18 protein-coding genes and 1 tRNA gene are annotated in these 15879 nt (G+C 62.8%); 5 read left to right on the top strand and 14 right to left on the bottom strand.

Features of this window, described 5'->3' with window-relative positions:
* Positions 1 to 894, bottom strand: an 894-nt coding sequence (locus VGG53_RS16585) for an Ig-like domain-containing protein (RefSeq protein ID WP_331519155.1), incomplete at its 3' end; no start/stop codon positions are given.
* Positions 895 to 1143: 249 nt separating this feature from the next.
* On the opposite strand from VGG53_RS16585, the gene VGG53_RS16580 reads away from it, so the two are divergent.
* A tRNA-Lys gene (locus VGG53_RS16580) sits at positions 1144 to 1216 on the top strand.
* 77 nt (positions 1217 to 1293) lie between these two features.
* Here the strand turns inward: VGG53_RS16580 and VGG53_RS16575 are convergent.
* The 6 genes from VGG53_RS16575 to VGG53_RS16550 all read right to left on the bottom strand — a co-directional run bounded on the left by VGG53_RS16575 (position 1294) and on the right by VGG53_RS16550 (position 6604).
* Positions 1294 to 1494: a hypothetical protein gene (locus tag VGG53_RS16575; protein ID WP_331519154.1), complete on the bottom strand. Its 201-nt coding sequence runs from the start codon at positions 1492 to 1494 to the stop codon at positions 1294 to 1296.
* The gene (locus VGG53_RS16570) at positions 1479 to 2777 is read right to left on the bottom strand and encodes a class I SAM-dependent methyltransferase (RefSeq protein ID WP_331519158.1); all 1299 of its coding nucleotides are present in this window, start codon (positions 2775 to 2777) and stop codon (positions 1479 to 1481) included. The genes VGG53_RS16575 and VGG53_RS16570 overlap by 16 nt, the downstream gene beginning before the upstream one ends.
* Complete coding sequence (locus tag VGG53_RS16565; RefSeq protein WP_331519153.1) at positions 2777 to 2980, bottom strand: hypothetical protein; 204 nt, start codon at positions 2978 to 2980, stop codon at positions 2777 to 2779. Before VGG53_RS16565 ends, VGG53_RS16570 begins: the two co-directional genes overlap by 1 nt.
* 75 nt (positions 2981 to 3055) lie before the next feature.
* The gene (locus VGG53_RS16560) at positions 3056 to 3184 is read right to left on the bottom strand and encodes a hypothetical protein (protein ID WP_331519152.1); all 129 of its coding nucleotides are present in this window, start codon (positions 3182 to 3184) and stop codon (positions 3056 to 3058) included.
* A 64-nt stretch (positions 3185 to 3248) separates the two neighbouring features.
* Positions 3249 to 6185, bottom strand: coding sequence for an RND family transporter (locus VGG53_RS16555; RefSeq protein WP_331519151.1), 2937 nt, complete (start codon positions 6183 to 6185; stop codon positions 3249 to 3251).
* Positions 6182 to 6604 carry an MmpS family transport accessory protein gene (locus VGG53_RS16550; protein ID WP_331519150.1) on the bottom strand — a complete coding sequence of 141 codons (423 nt, stop codon included), beginning with the start codon at positions 6602 to 6604 and terminating at the stop codon, positions 6182 to 6184. The genes VGG53_RS16555 and VGG53_RS16550 overlap by 4 nt, the downstream gene beginning before the upstream one ends.
* 526 nt (positions 6605 to 7130) lie before the next feature.
* Between VGG53_RS16550 and VGG53_RS16545 the strand changes: the two genes are divergently transcribed.
* Positions 7131 to 7328, top strand: coding sequence for a ferric uptake regulation protein (locus tag VGG53_RS16545; protein WP_331519149.1), 198 nt, complete (start codon positions 7131 to 7133; stop codon positions 7326 to 7328).
* A gap of 12 nt (positions 7329 to 7340) precedes the next feature.
* Here VGG53_RS16545 and VGG53_RS16540 read toward each other — a convergent pair whose 3' ends face one another.
* Positions 7341 to 8141: a HugZ family protein gene (locus VGG53_RS16540; protein ID WP_331519148.1), complete on the bottom strand. Its 801-nt coding sequence runs from the start codon at positions 8139 to 8141 to the stop codon at positions 7341 to 7343.
* A gap of 104 nt (positions 8142 to 8245) precedes the next feature.
* On the opposite strand from VGG53_RS16540, the gene VGG53_RS16535 reads away from it, so the two are divergent.
* Positions 8246 to 9073: an LLM class F420-dependent oxidoreductase gene (locus tag VGG53_RS16535; RefSeq protein ID WP_331519147.1), complete on the top strand. Its 828-nt coding sequence runs from the start codon at positions 8246 to 8248 to the stop codon at positions 9071 to 9073.
* Positions 9074 to 9149: 76 nt separating this feature from the next.
* Positions 9150 to 10049, top strand: a complete 900-nt coding sequence (locus tag VGG53_RS16530; protein ID WP_331519146.1) for a class I SAM-dependent methyltransferase — start codon at positions 9150 to 9152, stop codon at positions 10047 to 10049.
* A gap of 20 nt (positions 10050 to 10069) precedes the next feature.
* Here VGG53_RS16530 and VGG53_RS16525 read toward each other — a convergent pair whose 3' ends face one another.
* The 6 genes from VGG53_RS16525 to VGG53_RS16500 form a co-directional block, all read right to left on the bottom strand.
* On the bottom strand, positions 10070 to 10366 hold the full coding sequence (locus VGG53_RS16525; protein ID WP_331519145.1) for a hypothetical protein: 297 nt from the start codon (positions 10364 to 10366) through the stop codon (positions 10070 to 10072).
* A 156-nt stretch (positions 10367 to 10522) separates the two neighbouring features.
* A complete protein-coding gene (locus VGG53_RS16520) occupies positions 10523 to 11392 on the bottom strand; it encodes a formate/nitrite transporter family protein (protein ID WP_331519157.1) in 870 nt (289 codons plus the stop codon).
* Positions 11393 to 11437: 45 nt separating this feature from the next.
* Complete coding sequence (locus VGG53_RS16515; protein ID WP_331519144.1) at positions 11438 to 12526, bottom strand: acyl-CoA dehydrogenase family protein; 1089 nt, start codon at positions 12524 to 12526, stop codon at positions 11438 to 11440.
* A gap of 13 nt (positions 12527 to 12539) precedes the next feature.
* The gene (locus VGG53_RS16510) at positions 12540 to 13076 is read right to left on the bottom strand and encodes an OsmC family protein (protein ID WP_331519143.1); all 537 of its coding nucleotides are present in this window, start codon (positions 13074 to 13076) and stop codon (positions 12540 to 12542) included.
* A 302-nt stretch (positions 13077 to 13378) separates the two neighbouring features.
* Entirely contained in the window at positions 13379 to 13987 is a 609-nt protein-coding gene (locus VGG53_RS16505; protein WP_331519142.1) for a TetR/AcrR family transcriptional regulator, read from the bottom strand.
* Positions 13988 to 14062: 75 nt separating this feature from the next.
* Positions 14063 to 14632 (bottom strand): helix-turn-helix domain-containing protein, encoded by a 570-nt coding sequence (locus VGG53_RS16500; RefSeq protein WP_331519141.1) that lies wholly within the window; start codon positions 14630 to 14632, stop codon positions 14063 to 14065.
* A 71-nt stretch (positions 14633 to 14703) separates the two neighbouring features.
* Here VGG53_RS16500 and VGG53_RS16495 point away from each other — a divergent pair, with 71 nt between their 5' ends.
* A complete protein-coding gene (locus VGG53_RS16495) occupies positions 14704 to 15693 on the top strand; it encodes a TauD/TfdA family dioxygenase (protein ID WP_331519140.1) in 990 nt (329 codons plus the stop codon).
* The last annotated feature ends 186 nt before the right edge of the window (positions 15694 to 15879 follow it).

Raw genomic sequence — 15879 nt, 5'->3', positions numbered from 1 at the left:
CATGATGATGTGCTTGAACCGTGCACCAATGATGTAGACGCCGTTGGCCGTTGGGGCGCTGTCCTTGCCCATCGACGTCGGCATGGTCTTGACGACTTCACCGTTGACCCGCACGGTCACCAGCTTGGTGGTGTCGTCGGCCGTCGAAATCACCTCGTCACCGACGGTGAAGTGCGTCTTGACGTTGTCCTGGCCGAACATCCCGTCGCCCAGATCCACACCGTAGGTGTTGACCGCCACGTCAATCGCAGTTCCCTGCTTCCAGAAATGCTCTGGGCGCCAACGAACTTCGCGGTTGGTTAGCCAGTAGAAGGCGCCCTCGACGGGTGGGTTGGTGGTGATAGTGATGGCCTTTTGGGCGGCCGCCCGGTTCGCGATGTTCTCGTCGAAGCGGATCGCCACCGGCTCACCGATGCCCACCACCTCACCGTCGACCGGGCTGACGTAGGGCATGGTCAGGTGCGCAGGTGAACTGGTCTCGAAGGTCATCTGCCGGTTCGCCGCGCTACCCAGGCCCTGTGCCTTCGCGGTCAGGGTGTAGCGCCGGTTGTAGCCGAGCTGCTCGGTGGTCGACCAGCGCAGTCCGTCGGGACTCAGTTGCCCACCGATGGACTTGCCGTTCTCGTTGACCATGGTGACCGACGCGAGCACCCCGTCAGCAACGTTCACCATCACCGGTGCATCCACCGTCACCCCGACGGCACCGTCACTCACCGAGGAAGTGAGCTTCGGCACCAGCAGATCAGCGAACGGGGTGCCCTTGTCGAAGATGACCTTCGCCGGCGCCGCCACGTGGTTGCCGCCGCAGGCGACGCCAAACGCAGCAACCGGCACCATCGCGGCTGCCAGCCACGATTGCCGTGCGCGCAAAGGCGTCATCGAGTGACCTTCCATCCAAATTCTCGAATTGGTCACCGCTGACCAGAGGTAGCTGCAGGCATTCTAGAGCGTCTTTGGCCCTCGCCGCGCCAGCATGGCTGGGCTCATCGTCAAGGGTGACCAAATCGACAGGTTGTGCATCCGAGCGGCCCCGCGAGCACCGGACGAAAGCTCGCCGCTTCGAGGGCTATTCTGGAAGCGTCCAAGATTTCGCTCCGCGACAGGACGCCTGTTATTGTCGCAACGCGGTCTTGCCAGACCAAAGCGCCGTTAGCTCAGTTGGTAGAGCAGCTGACTCTTAATCAGCGGGTCCGGGGTTCGAAACCCTGACGGCGCACAGGTAGCAGCGTTTTCTACGCTCTGACTGCACACATAGGTGCACACCATTGGGGGCTCAAACGTGAGCCCGCATCATCACTCCGGTTCCGGCGGCAATGGCAATTCCGTTACAAGGTCCCCAGCATCGATGTCGAGTCCGGCGGCGATCTTGATGATGGTCTCCAACCGAAGGCTGCGTTGGCCGCGCTCCACCTTGCCGACCTCGTCCAGTGGATACCGCAGCGCGCAGCGGCGGCACCCTGTTGGCCGCGGCAACAAGCTCACTTGGTTGCGCATGCGGGATCAGTTGGCGGTGTGCCGTCCCCCTTTATCGCTATCAAGACGAAATCCAGGCACCACAGTCCCTTAAATAATTCGCGGCCTCGCCTCTGGGCGTCTGTGACATCCGTCGACCGACCGTTAACACGCAACTCGATCGTTGAAGCAACGAGGGCACTGATTTCTCTGATTGTTCGATGCCCATCAACGTGCTCGGCAAATGGGCAAAAAAGTGGCTGCAGATTCATCTGGATGGTCGGCTGGAAGATCATGTTGTTGGCGAACCCGCATCCTGCGTGCCACTGCGGTATGTATTCGAGCGCCTCGGGAGTCGAGAAGTCGATCAGGTAGCTTTGCTTCGGTCGGTCTGGACGACACGCTATGAACCAATGAGATGCTGGGGCAAGTACGCGCTCCATCACCGACCAGATTTTGACCTCGTCCGACAGGCCGCTAACCGCCGAACTGAGTGAGTTTCCCGACGTGAATAGCTCGTGCGGATAATAGGGTGTCTTGTGTAGCCATCCCTGGAAGATCAGCCCGGCTGAAGCCACCAGGTCCACACACTCCTCAACCGTGTAGGTTCGTTGACGGCCATGCAAGAACGTGTCGGTCACCCACGTAACTGCCTCGAACAGGGCAGAGACCTCCTTCTGTGGCGGTAGTATCGACCGGGCGGCTGCCTTGAGATGACTGTGAACGAGGTGATTCGAAGGCAGCGACAGGATTATCTTTCGAGCGGCCTCTATCGACGGCTCATCCTGACCGAGCCCCAAATCCTGGAAGATCGATTCCACCATGTCGACGCCGATCCGGCCGTACTTCGCGTAGAGCATGACGCCCAAAGCGCCGTCGCTGCGCAGGCACTCGCCAAGCGCCGTCAGTCCGGCCAGGGGGTCAGCCATGTGGTGCAGGACGCCAGTCGACACAATGAGGTCGAAGTCCTGCTCTAGCGTCGATACCTCCTCGATCGGCAGCCGATGCAACTGCAGATTCGACAGCTGGTGTTTATCCTTCAGATGGCGCTCATTATTCAGCGACGACTGGCTCACGTCGATTCCCACTACCGAGGCCGCAGGATTTGCGAGTGCGAAGATCGCCGCCTGGTTCGTGCCGCATCCGGCTATCAAAATGTCCAGATCTGGCTTGTAGTCTCGATCAGGCCAGAAAATCCGGTGGCGGTGGGATGGGTCGAACCATTCTTCGCCCGCAATGGCCGATGTGACGTCATCCATTGGGGGGGGATACGGGTATCGCTCGTATTGGCGGGCGACAACGTCATTGAGTGGATTCATTACCATCAGTTTTCGGCGGTGTCTCGTGTCCACAGCTTGCCGATGTTCTCGCCGCGCATCTTGGACACTTCGACGCTGGACGCGAATTCCTTTGCGTCGCGGTTTGTCTCATTTCCGCGGCTACGGCTGGCGCGGCCGCTGGGGGTGCAGTGTCTGACTTCCCACAGCTTCTTGCCGCTCTTGGTCTGGTACGTCTCAATCGTTGCCACTGTGCAATTCCTTTCGGGCGCCTGTGTCGATGTTAGTTACGGCGCCGGCGGTCGGCACGTCGCAGTTGACGCCGGTCACGACGCGGTGCGGTTGTCGGCCAGCCACCTCACGACATCGGCCCGCGTGTAGCGAATCCCGGCACGCTTGCCGGTGCCCATCTTGATGTAGGGGATACCGCGCCGCAGGTAACGATCCAGTGCCACGGCGCGCCGACGCTTTTGCCACCACTCCGATCCCGCGATCGGCGGGCGCGTGCCGTGCCGGATACTACGTCTGCGGACCCGGCGGGACCGCGTGCCGCGGCTGGTGCAACAGTGCACGAACCAGTGGGCGCGGCCCGATGGACCGAAGCATCTGGCTGGCCGGGCGGACCCGTACCCGCTTCGGCCACCAGAACCAGCGTCCCATCACCGTCATGATCGACGGCGTGATGAGCGATCGGACAACGAAGGTGTCGAACAGCAGGCCGATGCCGATCGTCGTGCCGAATTGACCGATCGCCCGGAGATCGCTGGTGATCATCGTGCCCATGGTGACGGCGAACACCACACCGGCGGCAGTAACCACCGGGCCGGTAACACCCATGCCGCGGATGAGTCCCGTTTTCAGGCCGGCGCCGATCTCCTCCTCGATTCGGGAGACCAGCATCAGGTTGTAATCGGATCCCACAGCCAAGAGCACGATCAACGCGAATTCGGTTGCCACCCAGTGCAACTGGAAGTTACCAAGGTGCTGCCAGATCAGTGTGGAGAACCCGAAGGCGGCCCCCAACGACATTACGATCGTGCCGACGATGACGCCCGCAGCGACCAACGCGCGGGTGACGATCACCATGATGATGAAGATCAGCACAATCGAGGCCACCCCGGCGATCATCAGGTCGTACTTGGCGCCGTTGGCGATGTCGTAAAACGTTGCGGCCGTACCGCCGAGATAGATGTCGGCGTTCTCCAGCGAGGTGAGTTTCAGCGCTTCCTTGGCCGCTTGGCGCTCCTGATCGACGGACGCGATTCCCTTCGTCGTCGCCGGATCCACTGCGTGGGTGATGATGAAGCGGGCGGCTTTGCCGTCCGGCGACACCATCAAGCTCAAGCCAAACTGAAAGTCGGAGTTCTGGAAGATCTCGGGCGGCAGGTAGAACAGGCTCTCGACCCGAGAGTCGTTGAACGACTTGCCCATCACGGCGTTCGTGTCGGTCAAACGATCAAACTGATCGATCAGACTGTCGAACGTGCTGTAGATGGTCAGCGTCGTATCCCGGATCGCCTTCGAGACAGCGATGTTCTCAGGAATAATCGCCAGCAGTTCGTGTGTGGCTTTAGCCGTGTCGCCGAGGTCTTTCGTGAGTTTGTGAAACTGCTCGGCGAGCTGATCGAACCCGTCCAGGGCGTCGAACAGCCCTCGCATTGACCAGCAGATCGGGATGTCGTAGCAGTGCTTCTCCCAATAGAAGTAACTGCGAATCGGTCTCCAGAAATCGTCGAAATTGGCTATGTTGTCTCGAATTTGATCCGTGATGGCCGCGGTGTCGCCCGTGGTTTTCGAGCTGTCGTCCGCCGCGTTCGCCAGCTCCTGGGTAACCGTGTACTGGCGCTCCAATAGGGCGATCTGAGTGTCGAGGAAACCGCTGATCTTCTTGATGTCGCCGACACGGTCCCTCAGGTAATTGAGGTTGCTCCGGATCGGCGCGCTCTGCACGCTGAGCTGGAACGGAATGGATCCGTCTTCGATTGGCGGGCCAAGTGGTCTGGTGATGCTCTGCACGCGTTCGATGCCGGGCACCCGGAAGATGGCGCCGGCGACCTTGTCCAGGACCAGCATGTCGGTGGGATTGCGCAGATCGTGGTCGGATTCGATCATCAGCAGGTCCGGATTCAGCCGGGCCTGGGTGAAGTGTTGATCGGCCGCGTTGTACGCCTTTACTGACGAAGCGCTGTCCGGCAAGTAATACAGGTCGTTGTAGCGCGGGGTGAAGCCCGCCAAGCCCAGGGCGCCGACGATCGCCAGGATGACGGAGATGGCGAGAATGGGCGCTGGCCACCGCACGATGGCCGTCGCCAGACGGCGCCACCGGGTGTAATTGAACTCGCGCTTCGGGTCGAAAAGACCGAAGCCGCTGGCGAACGCGATCAGCGCCGGCGTCAGGGTTACCCCGGCGGTTACCACGACCAGCAGACCTACTGCGCAGGGAACCGCCAGCGAACTGAAGTAGGGCAGCCGAGTTGCTTTCAGACAGAACAGCGCCCCGACAATCGTCAGACCCGAGCCCAGCACCACTTTGCTGACACCGGCGAACATGTCGTAGTAGGCGGCTTCGCGGTCCAGCCCCCGTTCCCGGCCTTCCTGGTAGCGGCCGACCATGAATATCGCGTAGTCGGTACCCGCCGCGATGGCCAGTGCCGTCAGTAAGTTGACGGCGAAGGTCGACAGGCCCATGATGCCGGTTTCGCCCAGCAGCGCTATCACGCCTCGGCCGGTCGCCAGACCGACGAACAGGATGACCATCGTCAGCAGTACGGTGCCGATGGACCGATAGACGAACATCAGCATGATTGCGATGATGATGATGGTGATGATCGTCATCTTGGCCAGGCTCGCGTTGCCTACAACGATCGTGTCGTCGGTCAGGGCCCCCTGACCGGCGACGTAGGCCTTCACCCCCGGCGGCGGCTTCGAATCGTCCACAATCTTGCGAACTGCGTCAACCGACTTGTCGCCGACGGCTCCGCCCTGGTCACCGCGCAGGTTGACCTGGACGTAGGCGGCTTTGTGGTCGTAGCTCTCGACACCCGAGGACGTGAACCGCTGGCCCCAGAAATTCAGCGCGTGCTCGACGTGTTCGTGGTCCTGATTGAGCTTTGTGACCAGATCGTCGTAGTACCGGTGAGCGTCCTGGCCGAGAGGTTTCTCACCGACCAGCGTCACCAGCACGAGGTTGTCGGAGTCGTACTCCTTGAATTTCTCCCCGATGTGCTTCATCCCGGTGACCGAAGGGGCATCGGATGGCGAGAGCGGCACCGAGACTTCCTCGGCAACCTTCTCCAGCTGTGGGACGAAGATGTTGACGCCGACCGCGATCAGGACCCAGACCACGATGATCGGCAACGCCAGGACGCGCATCGTGCGGGCCAGACGCGGTTTGCGCTCAACTTCGGTGCGCTGGACGACGGGGATCTGGTCCGTGTCGCTCGTCTCGTCGGTCACGCGGACTTATCCAAGCAGGAAACCTGCGCGTCCTGCGTGTTGACCTGTTGTTGATCGACCAATTTGCCGTCGACCGTGATCCGGCAGCCGATGGATGGGCCGTCACCTTGGGCGACGACGTAGGCGAAGATGCCGGGCATCGCGGCGACGATCGTCTTCGACCACGGCAACGTGGTGAAGTTGGCCTTCTGTGGTAGCGACTCCGCGTCCATCCAGTTCACGACGCCTGTCGTCCCCGGCGGTCCCAGGATCTCGTAGATGGCGGTCTTGGCCGCGTACGGCGGGGTCGCATCCCGGGGATCGGGCTTAGGCAAACCGGGTCCTGGGAAGACGCCATTGAGTCGGAAAACCCCGACGCCGCCGATGACCAGCGCCACGAGCACGACGAGCGGAACCCATGCGCGCTTGAGAATCTTCAAAGCCGTGCCCTCCGCCTTCGCCCGGGAACGCTCGATGGGCTGATATTAAGACAAATCCTCGTGTGCGCCACCGCAGGCCGAACGCCATAGCTGCCCAGTTAATTCCTGCGGTGCGCCGTCGCGTCGGAGCCGCGCACCCGCCCGCAGCCAGACCGCTCGTTGTGCTCCACCCGATCGTGCCGACAGGACACAGCGACACTCCACACAGACCGTGTTGTAAGACGAGATGCCCTCCGAGACGGTTATTGAGTCAGAGACATGGAAACGCTATGCGCTACCGGCAATTTCGCTGTGAAGCGCTAATTCTCCGCCCGTTCCTGTTGCCGTCGATCTCGTGGAAATGACCGTGCGGACGTGTCGACCCGCGGCGATAGCGAAAACCGAAGACGGCTGGGTTAGTTTCAGAAAGTAATTAATTCACTGGCGCAAATGAATTGCACGGCTTGCGTTTTGCGAGTCGCCGATTGCTCGCCGTCGACCCTGAAAGCAGCACCGATGTCGGGCCATGGCGGGTACCCTGAATGGCATGGCTACCAAGACCAAGGTCAAGATCAAGACCTGCGTACATTGCGGCCACACGTTCGATCCGGACGACCGATGGCGTGACCTGTCCGATCCGGAATGGCTTCCGGCCGCATCCGTTTATTGTTCGCCTGAATGCAGTGACCGCTACCATTGCGAGATGGTGCATTGCTGCTCGACCCACGCGAAAAAGAAGGCTTAGCGCGTACAACCGCTAATTTGCTGAACTCGCTGCATGAGCCAAATCGGCAGTGACAGAGCGTAATTGATCAGCGGAATGCAGCGGCTCGGGGAAGCCCACGCGGGTGTAGGCGACTCCGCGCGGGGTGTGCACCCGTAGGTCGAGGCCGTAGCGGTCGACGCCGGTGCATACCGCGTTATCGGTGTCGGGGTAGCCGCCGAATGCTTGGGCCATCGCCGCCAGGGCGTCGGCGTGATCGGCGTTGAGGTGCGCGATCGCGCGGCCCCCGGCCGGGGTCACCGGATCCGGATCAGCGGCGAGGTATTGCTCAGCGGTGGCCGAATCCATGCGGCCGTATCCACCGACCCAACGCACCCGCTGGACCCGTAGCACCCACAGCCTGAAGTCGCTGAAGTTGACGTAAAACCTGGAAGCGGGTACCGCATCGAGGTATGCCGCCCGCGCCGCGTCCCCATCGCCGGCAGCAGGTGTGACGACGCCGGCCAAGGTAATGCGGCTGGTGGACAGCGGGTCGGTGTCGCCGCTCGCCGTCACGATCGACAGGCTGGCCCGCGGGTCCTCGGCCAGGTTGCGGCCGTGCTCGGCCAGGTTCGACACGCACAGCACTGGCGCCCCGCCCAGCAATCCGTAGGCGACCAGCGACGCCCATGGATCACCGTCGGAGGTCAACGTCGCCAGCGTTGCCGCATTGTTGGCGGCGGCGATGGTACGGGCCTGCTCCGCCGCCGACGGCCGCGCCGAGTTTGTCGGCGTCTGCAACGGCGGTGGCGCCGAAGGTGCGTCTCCAATATCGCCGTGATCGCGGGTCACCACAGCAGTGAGGCTACTGCGGGCAGCGGGCGCCTCCGGAATAACCCTGACTGTTGGCGCAGTTGATTGGCTCCGGTGGTATCTGCTGCGCGAGGAAGGAAACGCACATGCGTTTTGGAGTGTTCACGTTTCTCAACGACACGGCCATCGGACCGGTCGACCTCGGTGTCGCACTCGAGACACGCGGCTTCGGGTCGCTGTTCGTCACGGAGCATTCCCACATACCGGTCAACACGAAGACTCCCTACCCGATGGGCGGACCGATTCCGCCGCAGTACTACCGAACGCTCGACCCGTTTGTGTCGTTGACGGCCGTCGCGGTGGCGACCGACTCGTTGCTGTTGGGTACCGGCATCTCATTATTGGCTCAACGCGACCCGATCCAGCTGGCCAAAGAAGTGGCCTCGCTGGACCTGGTGTCGCGAGGGCGTTTTGAGTTCGGCGTGGGTGTCGGCTGGCTGCGCGAGGAGATCGCGAATCATGGTGTCGATCCGCGAGTGCGAGGTCGCGTAGTGGACGAGCGACTCCGGGCGATGATCGAGATCTGGACACAGGACGAGGCCGAGTTTCACGGCGAGTTCGTCGACTTCGACCCGATCTACAGTTGGCCGAAGCCGGTGACGAAGCCGCATCCGCCGCTGTACTTCGGGGGTGGTCCGGCGAACTTCTCCCGCATCACCGAGCTCGGCGCCGGCTGGCTCTCACTGAGCGCGTCTGCCGATGCACTCTCCGGCGATCTGGCGAAGCTGCGCGATATCGCCGGATCCGACGTGCCGGTGATCAGCTCGCACGTCGGAAAGGTCACAGCTGAGGTCTTGGCGGGCTACCGCGATCTTGGGATCGAACACGTCACTGTCGAATTGCCGACTCAGCCCCGCGACGAGACGCTGCGCCATCTTGATGCGCTCCGCGCCGAATACGCCAAGCTGGGCTAGGTTTTGGCGGCCTGCCGCGACTGCCTGATATAGTTAATTGGGCTAAGTAAATCACACCTGCAGAAAGGCTGCCGACATGGCTCGTACTGACAAGGACACGTGGGATCTGGCGTCCAGCGTTGGCGCGACCGCAACCGCAGTCGCCGCGTCACGCGCGATGGCCTCACAACATCCCGATGCGTTGCTGAACGACCCCTGGGCTGACCCGCTGGTTCGGGCGGTTGGCATCGACACTTTCGTGAAGCTGATCGACGGCGAGATCGCCCAGAGCGATGATCCGCTGCTGAATCGTCGCGCGATGAACGAACAGATCACCGTGCGCACCCGCTTCTTCGACGACTTTTTCGTGCAGGCGACCGAGTCCGGCATCCGGCAGGCCGTGATCCTGGCGTCGGGCTTGGACACCCGGGCCTACCGACTGCGTTGGCCGGCCGGCACGGTGGTTTATGAAATCGACCAACCTCAGGTCATCGCATTCAAGACCCGGACTCTGGCCGCTCTGGGCGCCCAACCCGCTGCCGAACGGCGAACGGTGGCAATCGATTTGCGCGACGACTGGCCGGCGGCCTTGGTCGAAGCCGGATTCGACACTCAGCAGCCGACGGCTTGGAGCGCCGAAGGTCTGCTGGTCTACCTGCCACCGGACGCGCAAGACCGACTGTTCGACAACATCGCGGCTCTCTCGGCACCGGGTAGCCGCATCGCGACCGAACACATGGACCTACGGGACGTTCCGGCTGATTGGGCGGAGCGGCTCACCGCGCGGTCGCAGCGAATCGGCTCCAACATCAACCTCGCCGAGTTGTTCTACTCCGGCGACCGCAACCCTGCCGCCGACTACCTCGCCGCGCACGGTTGGCAAACGGACATCCGGACAACCGAACATGCATACGCCACCAACGGATTTGAGTTGCCTGATGACGAGCTGGCGTCGTTTGGCGGTGGTTCCGGTTACCTCACCGCGAAGTTGGCGTAGGAGACCGCAACGGATTTCGCTCAGTGCCGCAGCGTGTTGAGCCTTTCTTCCACCTGCAGTGCGTGCAGCGCACGCGCCGCCGTCTCGTAACCTTTTACGACGCCCTCCAATCGCGCAGTGGAGCCGTCGAAACAAGCCCAGTCGAAGACGGATTGGCAAACGTGGTCAGCCAGGCTTCGCAAGATGCCATCTCGGGGAGGGTTGTCGATAACTCTGATTGCGGCTGCGCAAAGTGTTCCCTTGTCGACGGCGTCGCTTCGCAATGCTCGGCGTGCCAACGACATCAGGTCACGGGTATGGGCACCCTCGTAATCCATAGAACTCCTTGACCGCCATTGATTCTCAGCCCTGTGCCGTCAGGTTCGCTGTAGATCAGCCGAGTCGTAAACCTAGCCGAACCAGGGGCACACGCCGGCCACGTTCCGGTAACAGAGCTACATCTTCAGTGACGAGCCGTGGCGCGCACGGCTCGGTCAGCGCCCTTCTTGCTGCAGCTTGGTGACGAGTTGGAACGGAACCGCGACGAAGACGGTGCCGCCGATCAGGTTGCCCACCGTCGTGATCGCGATGTTGGTCAGCAGTCCATGGGCGCCCCACCCCCACGTCAGCGCCGTGTGTGGTGCGTCGGGGTGAAACGCGGACAGTAATAGCGGAAATCCGAGGAAACCGATGTTGGCGATGACGTGCTGGGTGGCGCCGATGACGAAGGCGAACGGCCCGTAGAAGGCGAATCCCACTCGCGCGACATCGGTTCGGGCTTTGAAGAACAGGCACATCGATGTCTGCAAAAACCACGTGCACACCACCGCCAGCAAAACGGCGGTCAGCGCCGACTGCGACGTCTTGGCGGCCGCAACCACCGCGGCGCGTTGCGCAAACGCACCGAGGTAGGGGCCGCCGGCCGCGGCACACACAGCGACGAACGCCAGAGCACCGACGCAGTTGCCGATCAGCCCGATCACTAGCAGGCGCAGGTAGCTGACGGCCGTCATGCGCCGCTGCAGCATGGCCATGGCCCCGGCCGCCATGTCCGCGGTGATCAACGACATCCCCGATACGAGGATGAGCGCGAACGACATCCCGAATGCCAAGCCCATCAGCAGGCTGGAAAGCCCGGGTGCCGGAATGCCGGTGCTGACGACCAGCGACAGTAATACTCCGAACGACACCATCGCACCACCGACCAGCGAGCGCACCAGGAAACTCCATGGGTGCGCGGCCTTTTCGACGGCGATCTCGGCGACCCGGGTGGTCATCTCGCCGATGGTGAACAGCTCGAAAGGGTCGCGGTTGGCTGGCCCGCTGAATGATTCGATCAGTGGATCGGCGCCGTTGGTCGTCAGCGTTGATGAGGTCACGAGTTTACTCCAAGGGAAGGTGTCGGGTGCTTACGGGCAGTTGCGAAGTTCCCAGCGCAGCTGGGCTTCCGAGGGCGATTGCACCGGGATGAACGCGGCCTCACGGAATCGCCGGCTGGCACCGGTGCGGCTCGCATAGCCCTTGCCGCCTGCGGTCCGGATCTCGAGGGCCGCCGCCGCGTTGACGATCTCGGCCGCGCCCAGCCGCAGCGTCAGCAGGTCGCGCTTGCCGGGCGTTGCCGGACCGCCGACGGCCTCGGCGAACGCCGCCACCCCGGACTCAACGCCGGCCAATTCGGCGGTCAGCTCCTCGAATTCCGTTGCGAAGACTGCGTTGACGCCGGACAGCGAGGCTGCGACTTCGTCCAGGCACCGGCGGGCCAGTCCAACACACAATGCCGATTGCAGTACCAGAAATGTCGGACGGACGCGGCTGAGAAACGCTGTGGTGTCACGGCTGAGAATCTGGTCAGCGCCGACGTAGGCATCGTCGAGGGTGAGCGAGGACGAGGCGGTGCTACCCAGCGCGAGCAGGTCGAAGTGGTCACCGATCGTGACGCCCCGGGTGGCCAGCGGCAGTGCGACGATGATCTTTTCATCGGAGTCGGTACGCGCGGCCGTCACCATAACCGAATCGCGATACAGGTTGCTGGCCCAGCGCAGGCTGCCACTGAGCCGGTAGCCGCCGTCGACGGAAACCGCTGCCAATTCCAGAGATCCGCACCCGGCGGCGTCTTTGAACGCCGAGGCCATGCCCGTCACACCCAGCGCAGCACCACCGAGCAGATCGTCGGCGACCCCGCGTGACCACGGGGTGGCCGCGGCGGTCAGATATTCCACCGTCATGCGATGCGCCCACAGCGAAAAAGCCGTCGACATGCACTGGCCGGCCAGCTCGGCGACCGCCGAGGCCATCGCCGGCAGTGCGCCATCGTGGTTGTCGGGAGCGCCCAATCCGAGAAGCCCACCGTTCGCCAACAGTCCGAGGTTGTCGCGGGTGTCCTGTTCTCCTCGGTCCAGCGCGGCGGCGCTGGCGGCGATTTGGCTCACGACCTGTGGTGTGAGCAGCCCCCGACGAGAGGCTGCCGCTACTGCGGTGGATTCCAGCTCGGTGGTCATACCGGTGCTTCGATCACTCGATGGCCAAGGTGGAATCGACTGTTGCCGGCCGTCGTAACGTGTTCACCACTGGAGACCACTGGATGGCGGTGTCGTGGATTTCCTGCAGCACGGCAGGGTCGGCATCGCTGGCCAAGGTCACGTGGCAACGAACCGCGGAGAAGCCGAGGACCTTGTCGTCGGGCGTATCGCCGACGCCCCATACCGCCGAGATGTCGATGTCGGCTTCCATGGTCACCTCGATCTTGGCCAGGCTGATGCCTCGATGGGTGGCATTGGCGAGCAGGCCCACCGCGACGCAAGATCCCAGTGCGGCCAGGACTGTTTCCGAGGGATTGGGTGCCGCATCATCACCCAGCAGGGCCGGCGGTTCGCCCACCAGCATCGGCGCCAAGTCGCGCACATAGGTGAGATTACGAAAGCCCGACTCGCACAGCGTTTCTGCTTTCAGCGTTTTCTTGCCGGTGGCCGGGTCGGCTTGCGCGTTGCAGGACAGTCGGTCCAGCCCGGCGGCGTCGATCGCGAGGGCTTCGCCAGAAACGGTGGTCATGGTGCTCGCTCCTTGAAGAATTCGACGGTGACAGCCCACACGCTGGCATAGACAGACCACTCTGTCTATCGGCCCGACTGGGGATTGAGCGTTGCGCGACGGGGACGTGGCGTGGCGCGTCGGTGCCTCGATGCCGGCGGCCTTCGCGAAGAAATGTACGTGACCAGGTCATGTACGCCGTGAACGACGGACCGGCCGCGGCAGAGCTCTACCGCCGCAGACCCTCAGGGCGCTCGGCGGTGGGACGAAGATCGACCGCCCGTGCGATCGAATCGCGATGATTCGAAGACAAGTCGCGCGGGTCAGGGACGACGGGCCAGCGCCTTGGCGATGGCATCGCCGGCGAGCGCACGGCCGAAGCGAATCGGCTCGACGGACTGTTCGACCTTGGACGCCGCCAATGCACCGTCGTACAGCAATTGGACGTGGCGCGCCGTCGGCGCCGGCCGTCGGACGCCCGCGGCCTTGATGAAGCCACTCAGCGCGGCTCGCACCCATCGCCGGTGGTTATCGATGGGCTCGAAGCGCACGCCCGGGAACTCCGTTGCGGCATTCGCGTAAAGGCATCCCGGGAAGTCCTGGCGCAGCCCGTTGGCGTGTGCGAGATCGAAGAAGGTCAGCGCCTTCGCGACCGGGTCGGTGAGTCCCTCGATCGCCTGCGTGAAGCGGTTCCGGTCAGCGAGGTCCAATTCCGTCAGGTACGCGATGACCAATGCGTCTTTCGAGCCGTAAGCGCTGTACAGGCTGGCCTTCGCGCAGTCGGCTTCGCGCAGGATGCGGTCGACGCCCACGGCGCGGATACTATGTGTGGCAAAGAGTTTCGTCGCCGCAGCGAGGAGACGGTCAGCCGGCCGGGCCGGCCTGATCTGGTCGGCGGGGCCCGCGGCCGTTGGCGGATCCGCGGTCTTCATAGCAGCCAAGCTAGCAGAAACGCGCGTAGACAGAGTGTTCTGTACGGGATGGATTCTTACTAGACGTCCGTCTCGTCATTGAGCTGCAACGATTTTGGCGATCTGTTCGGCGACCGCTGCACGGATCTCGCCGTCGTCGAGGTCTTGCAATCCGAACGCCACTCGCAGGGTCGGTCCGAAAAGTCCCCATCCGATCTGCAGCGCCATCCCGTGTGCAGCCAGCAGTCGCGCTGTGCGCTCATCGCTGTGTTCGGACCGCACCTCGTCCAGAAAGGCTTCCATCCCGGGAAACCGCTGTTGGAGTTCTTCGACGGGAAAGCCATCGAGCGTCGAACGCACCATGACGCGGGCTTGAAAGTCATAGCTGGCTTCGATTTCGGCGGGGGGAGCCCCGGACTCGCGGAGGGCAGCCGCGGAGTCGGCGAGATGTTGCAATGTCGCCGCCAAAAGCTGGCGCTTGCTACCGAAGTGGCGATGGAGCAGGCCGTGGTTGACACCGGCACGTGCGGCTACCTCACGAATGGATGTCGCGGCCGGTCCCTTTTCGGCAAATAGCTCACTGGCCGCCTGCAGGACCGCGGCGATGACTTCCTCTTTGCCAATTGGCTTCGCCGTGGTCGAAACCGTTGCCTCCGCTGTAGCCATCTGTGTACATTAGCGGACAAGGCCAGTGTAGACAGCCGCCTACACTAAAGATACTTGACCAAGGAGCAGGGATGACCAGTGATCTTCGCGTGGTGCAGCTGGGCGAGAACATCGGTGCGCGCATCGATGGAGTGCAGCTCGGCCCGATCGATGCCGAGACGGCAGCGGCAATAAATCAAGCGCTGGTCAAACACAAGGTGGTGTTCTTCCGCGGACAGGATCACCTCGACGACGACTCGCATTATGCGTTCGCCGAGACCTTGGGTGTGCCTACCACTCCTCATCCGACGCTGAAGTTCGAGGGCAGCCGGGTGATGAGGCTGGAGTCCATTGGCGGCGGCGGCGCCAATCAATGGCACACCGACGTCACGTTCGTCGACCGCCCGCCGAAAGCCTCTATCCTGCGCGCTGTCGAGCTGCCGCCCTACGGCGGTACTACCACCTGGGCCTCCACCGTCGCCGCATACCAACAGCTTCCCCAGCCTTTGAAGGAACTCGCCGAAAACCTGTGGGCCGTCCACAACAATGCCTTCGACTATGCACAGATCGACCCCGCCAAGCTGGCGGCGGTGGAAGCCGACCCGGAGGCGATCCTGAAGTACGGCGCCGAATTCCACTCGACGCACTACGAGACGCATCACCCGGTGGTCCGGGTGCATCCGGAATCGGGCGAGAAGTCGTTGCTGCTGGGCTCCTTCGCCAAGTCGTTCATCGGACTCAACGGCGCCGAATGGCAGGCGTTGTATCGGATCTTCCAGGATCGGATCACCTGGCTGGAGAACACGATTCGCTGGAACTGGCAACTTGGGGACGTCGCGATATGGGACAACCGTGCGACCCAGCACTACGCGGTCTCCGACTATGGCAATCAACACCGCGTTGTGCACCGGATCACCCTCGCCGGCGACATTCCAGTGAGTGTCAATGGCGAACGCAGCCGAGTGGTCTCCGGCGATGCCAGTGACTACTCCATCGTGGACAGCCCGAAACCGCTCGTCGCCTGGGCGGTCCTTGACGCCACCCCGACGGTGCGGGCCAAACTCGACGGTGAAAGCTCTTAGCGTCACTTTCATCGGGAGACTTTGATGGGACTGCTCGACCGCAAGATCGCCGTGATCACCGGGGCCAACTCCGGCATCAGCGGCCGCGGCGACCCGACCGAGGCAGTGCCCCGCGCGCGCTCGAAACGAGACTGCTAGTCTCGTTTCGAGACGGTCGGTCTTGAAAGGGGGTGGGGTGTCGTATGG

The sequence above is a fragment of the Mycobacterium sp. genome, from assembly GCF_036490025.1.
Classification (GTDB): Bacteria; Actinomycetota; Actinomycetes; order Mycobacteriales; family Mycobacteriaceae; genus Mycobacterium.
This window is presented reverse-complemented; position numbering and strand designations above follow the sequence as displayed.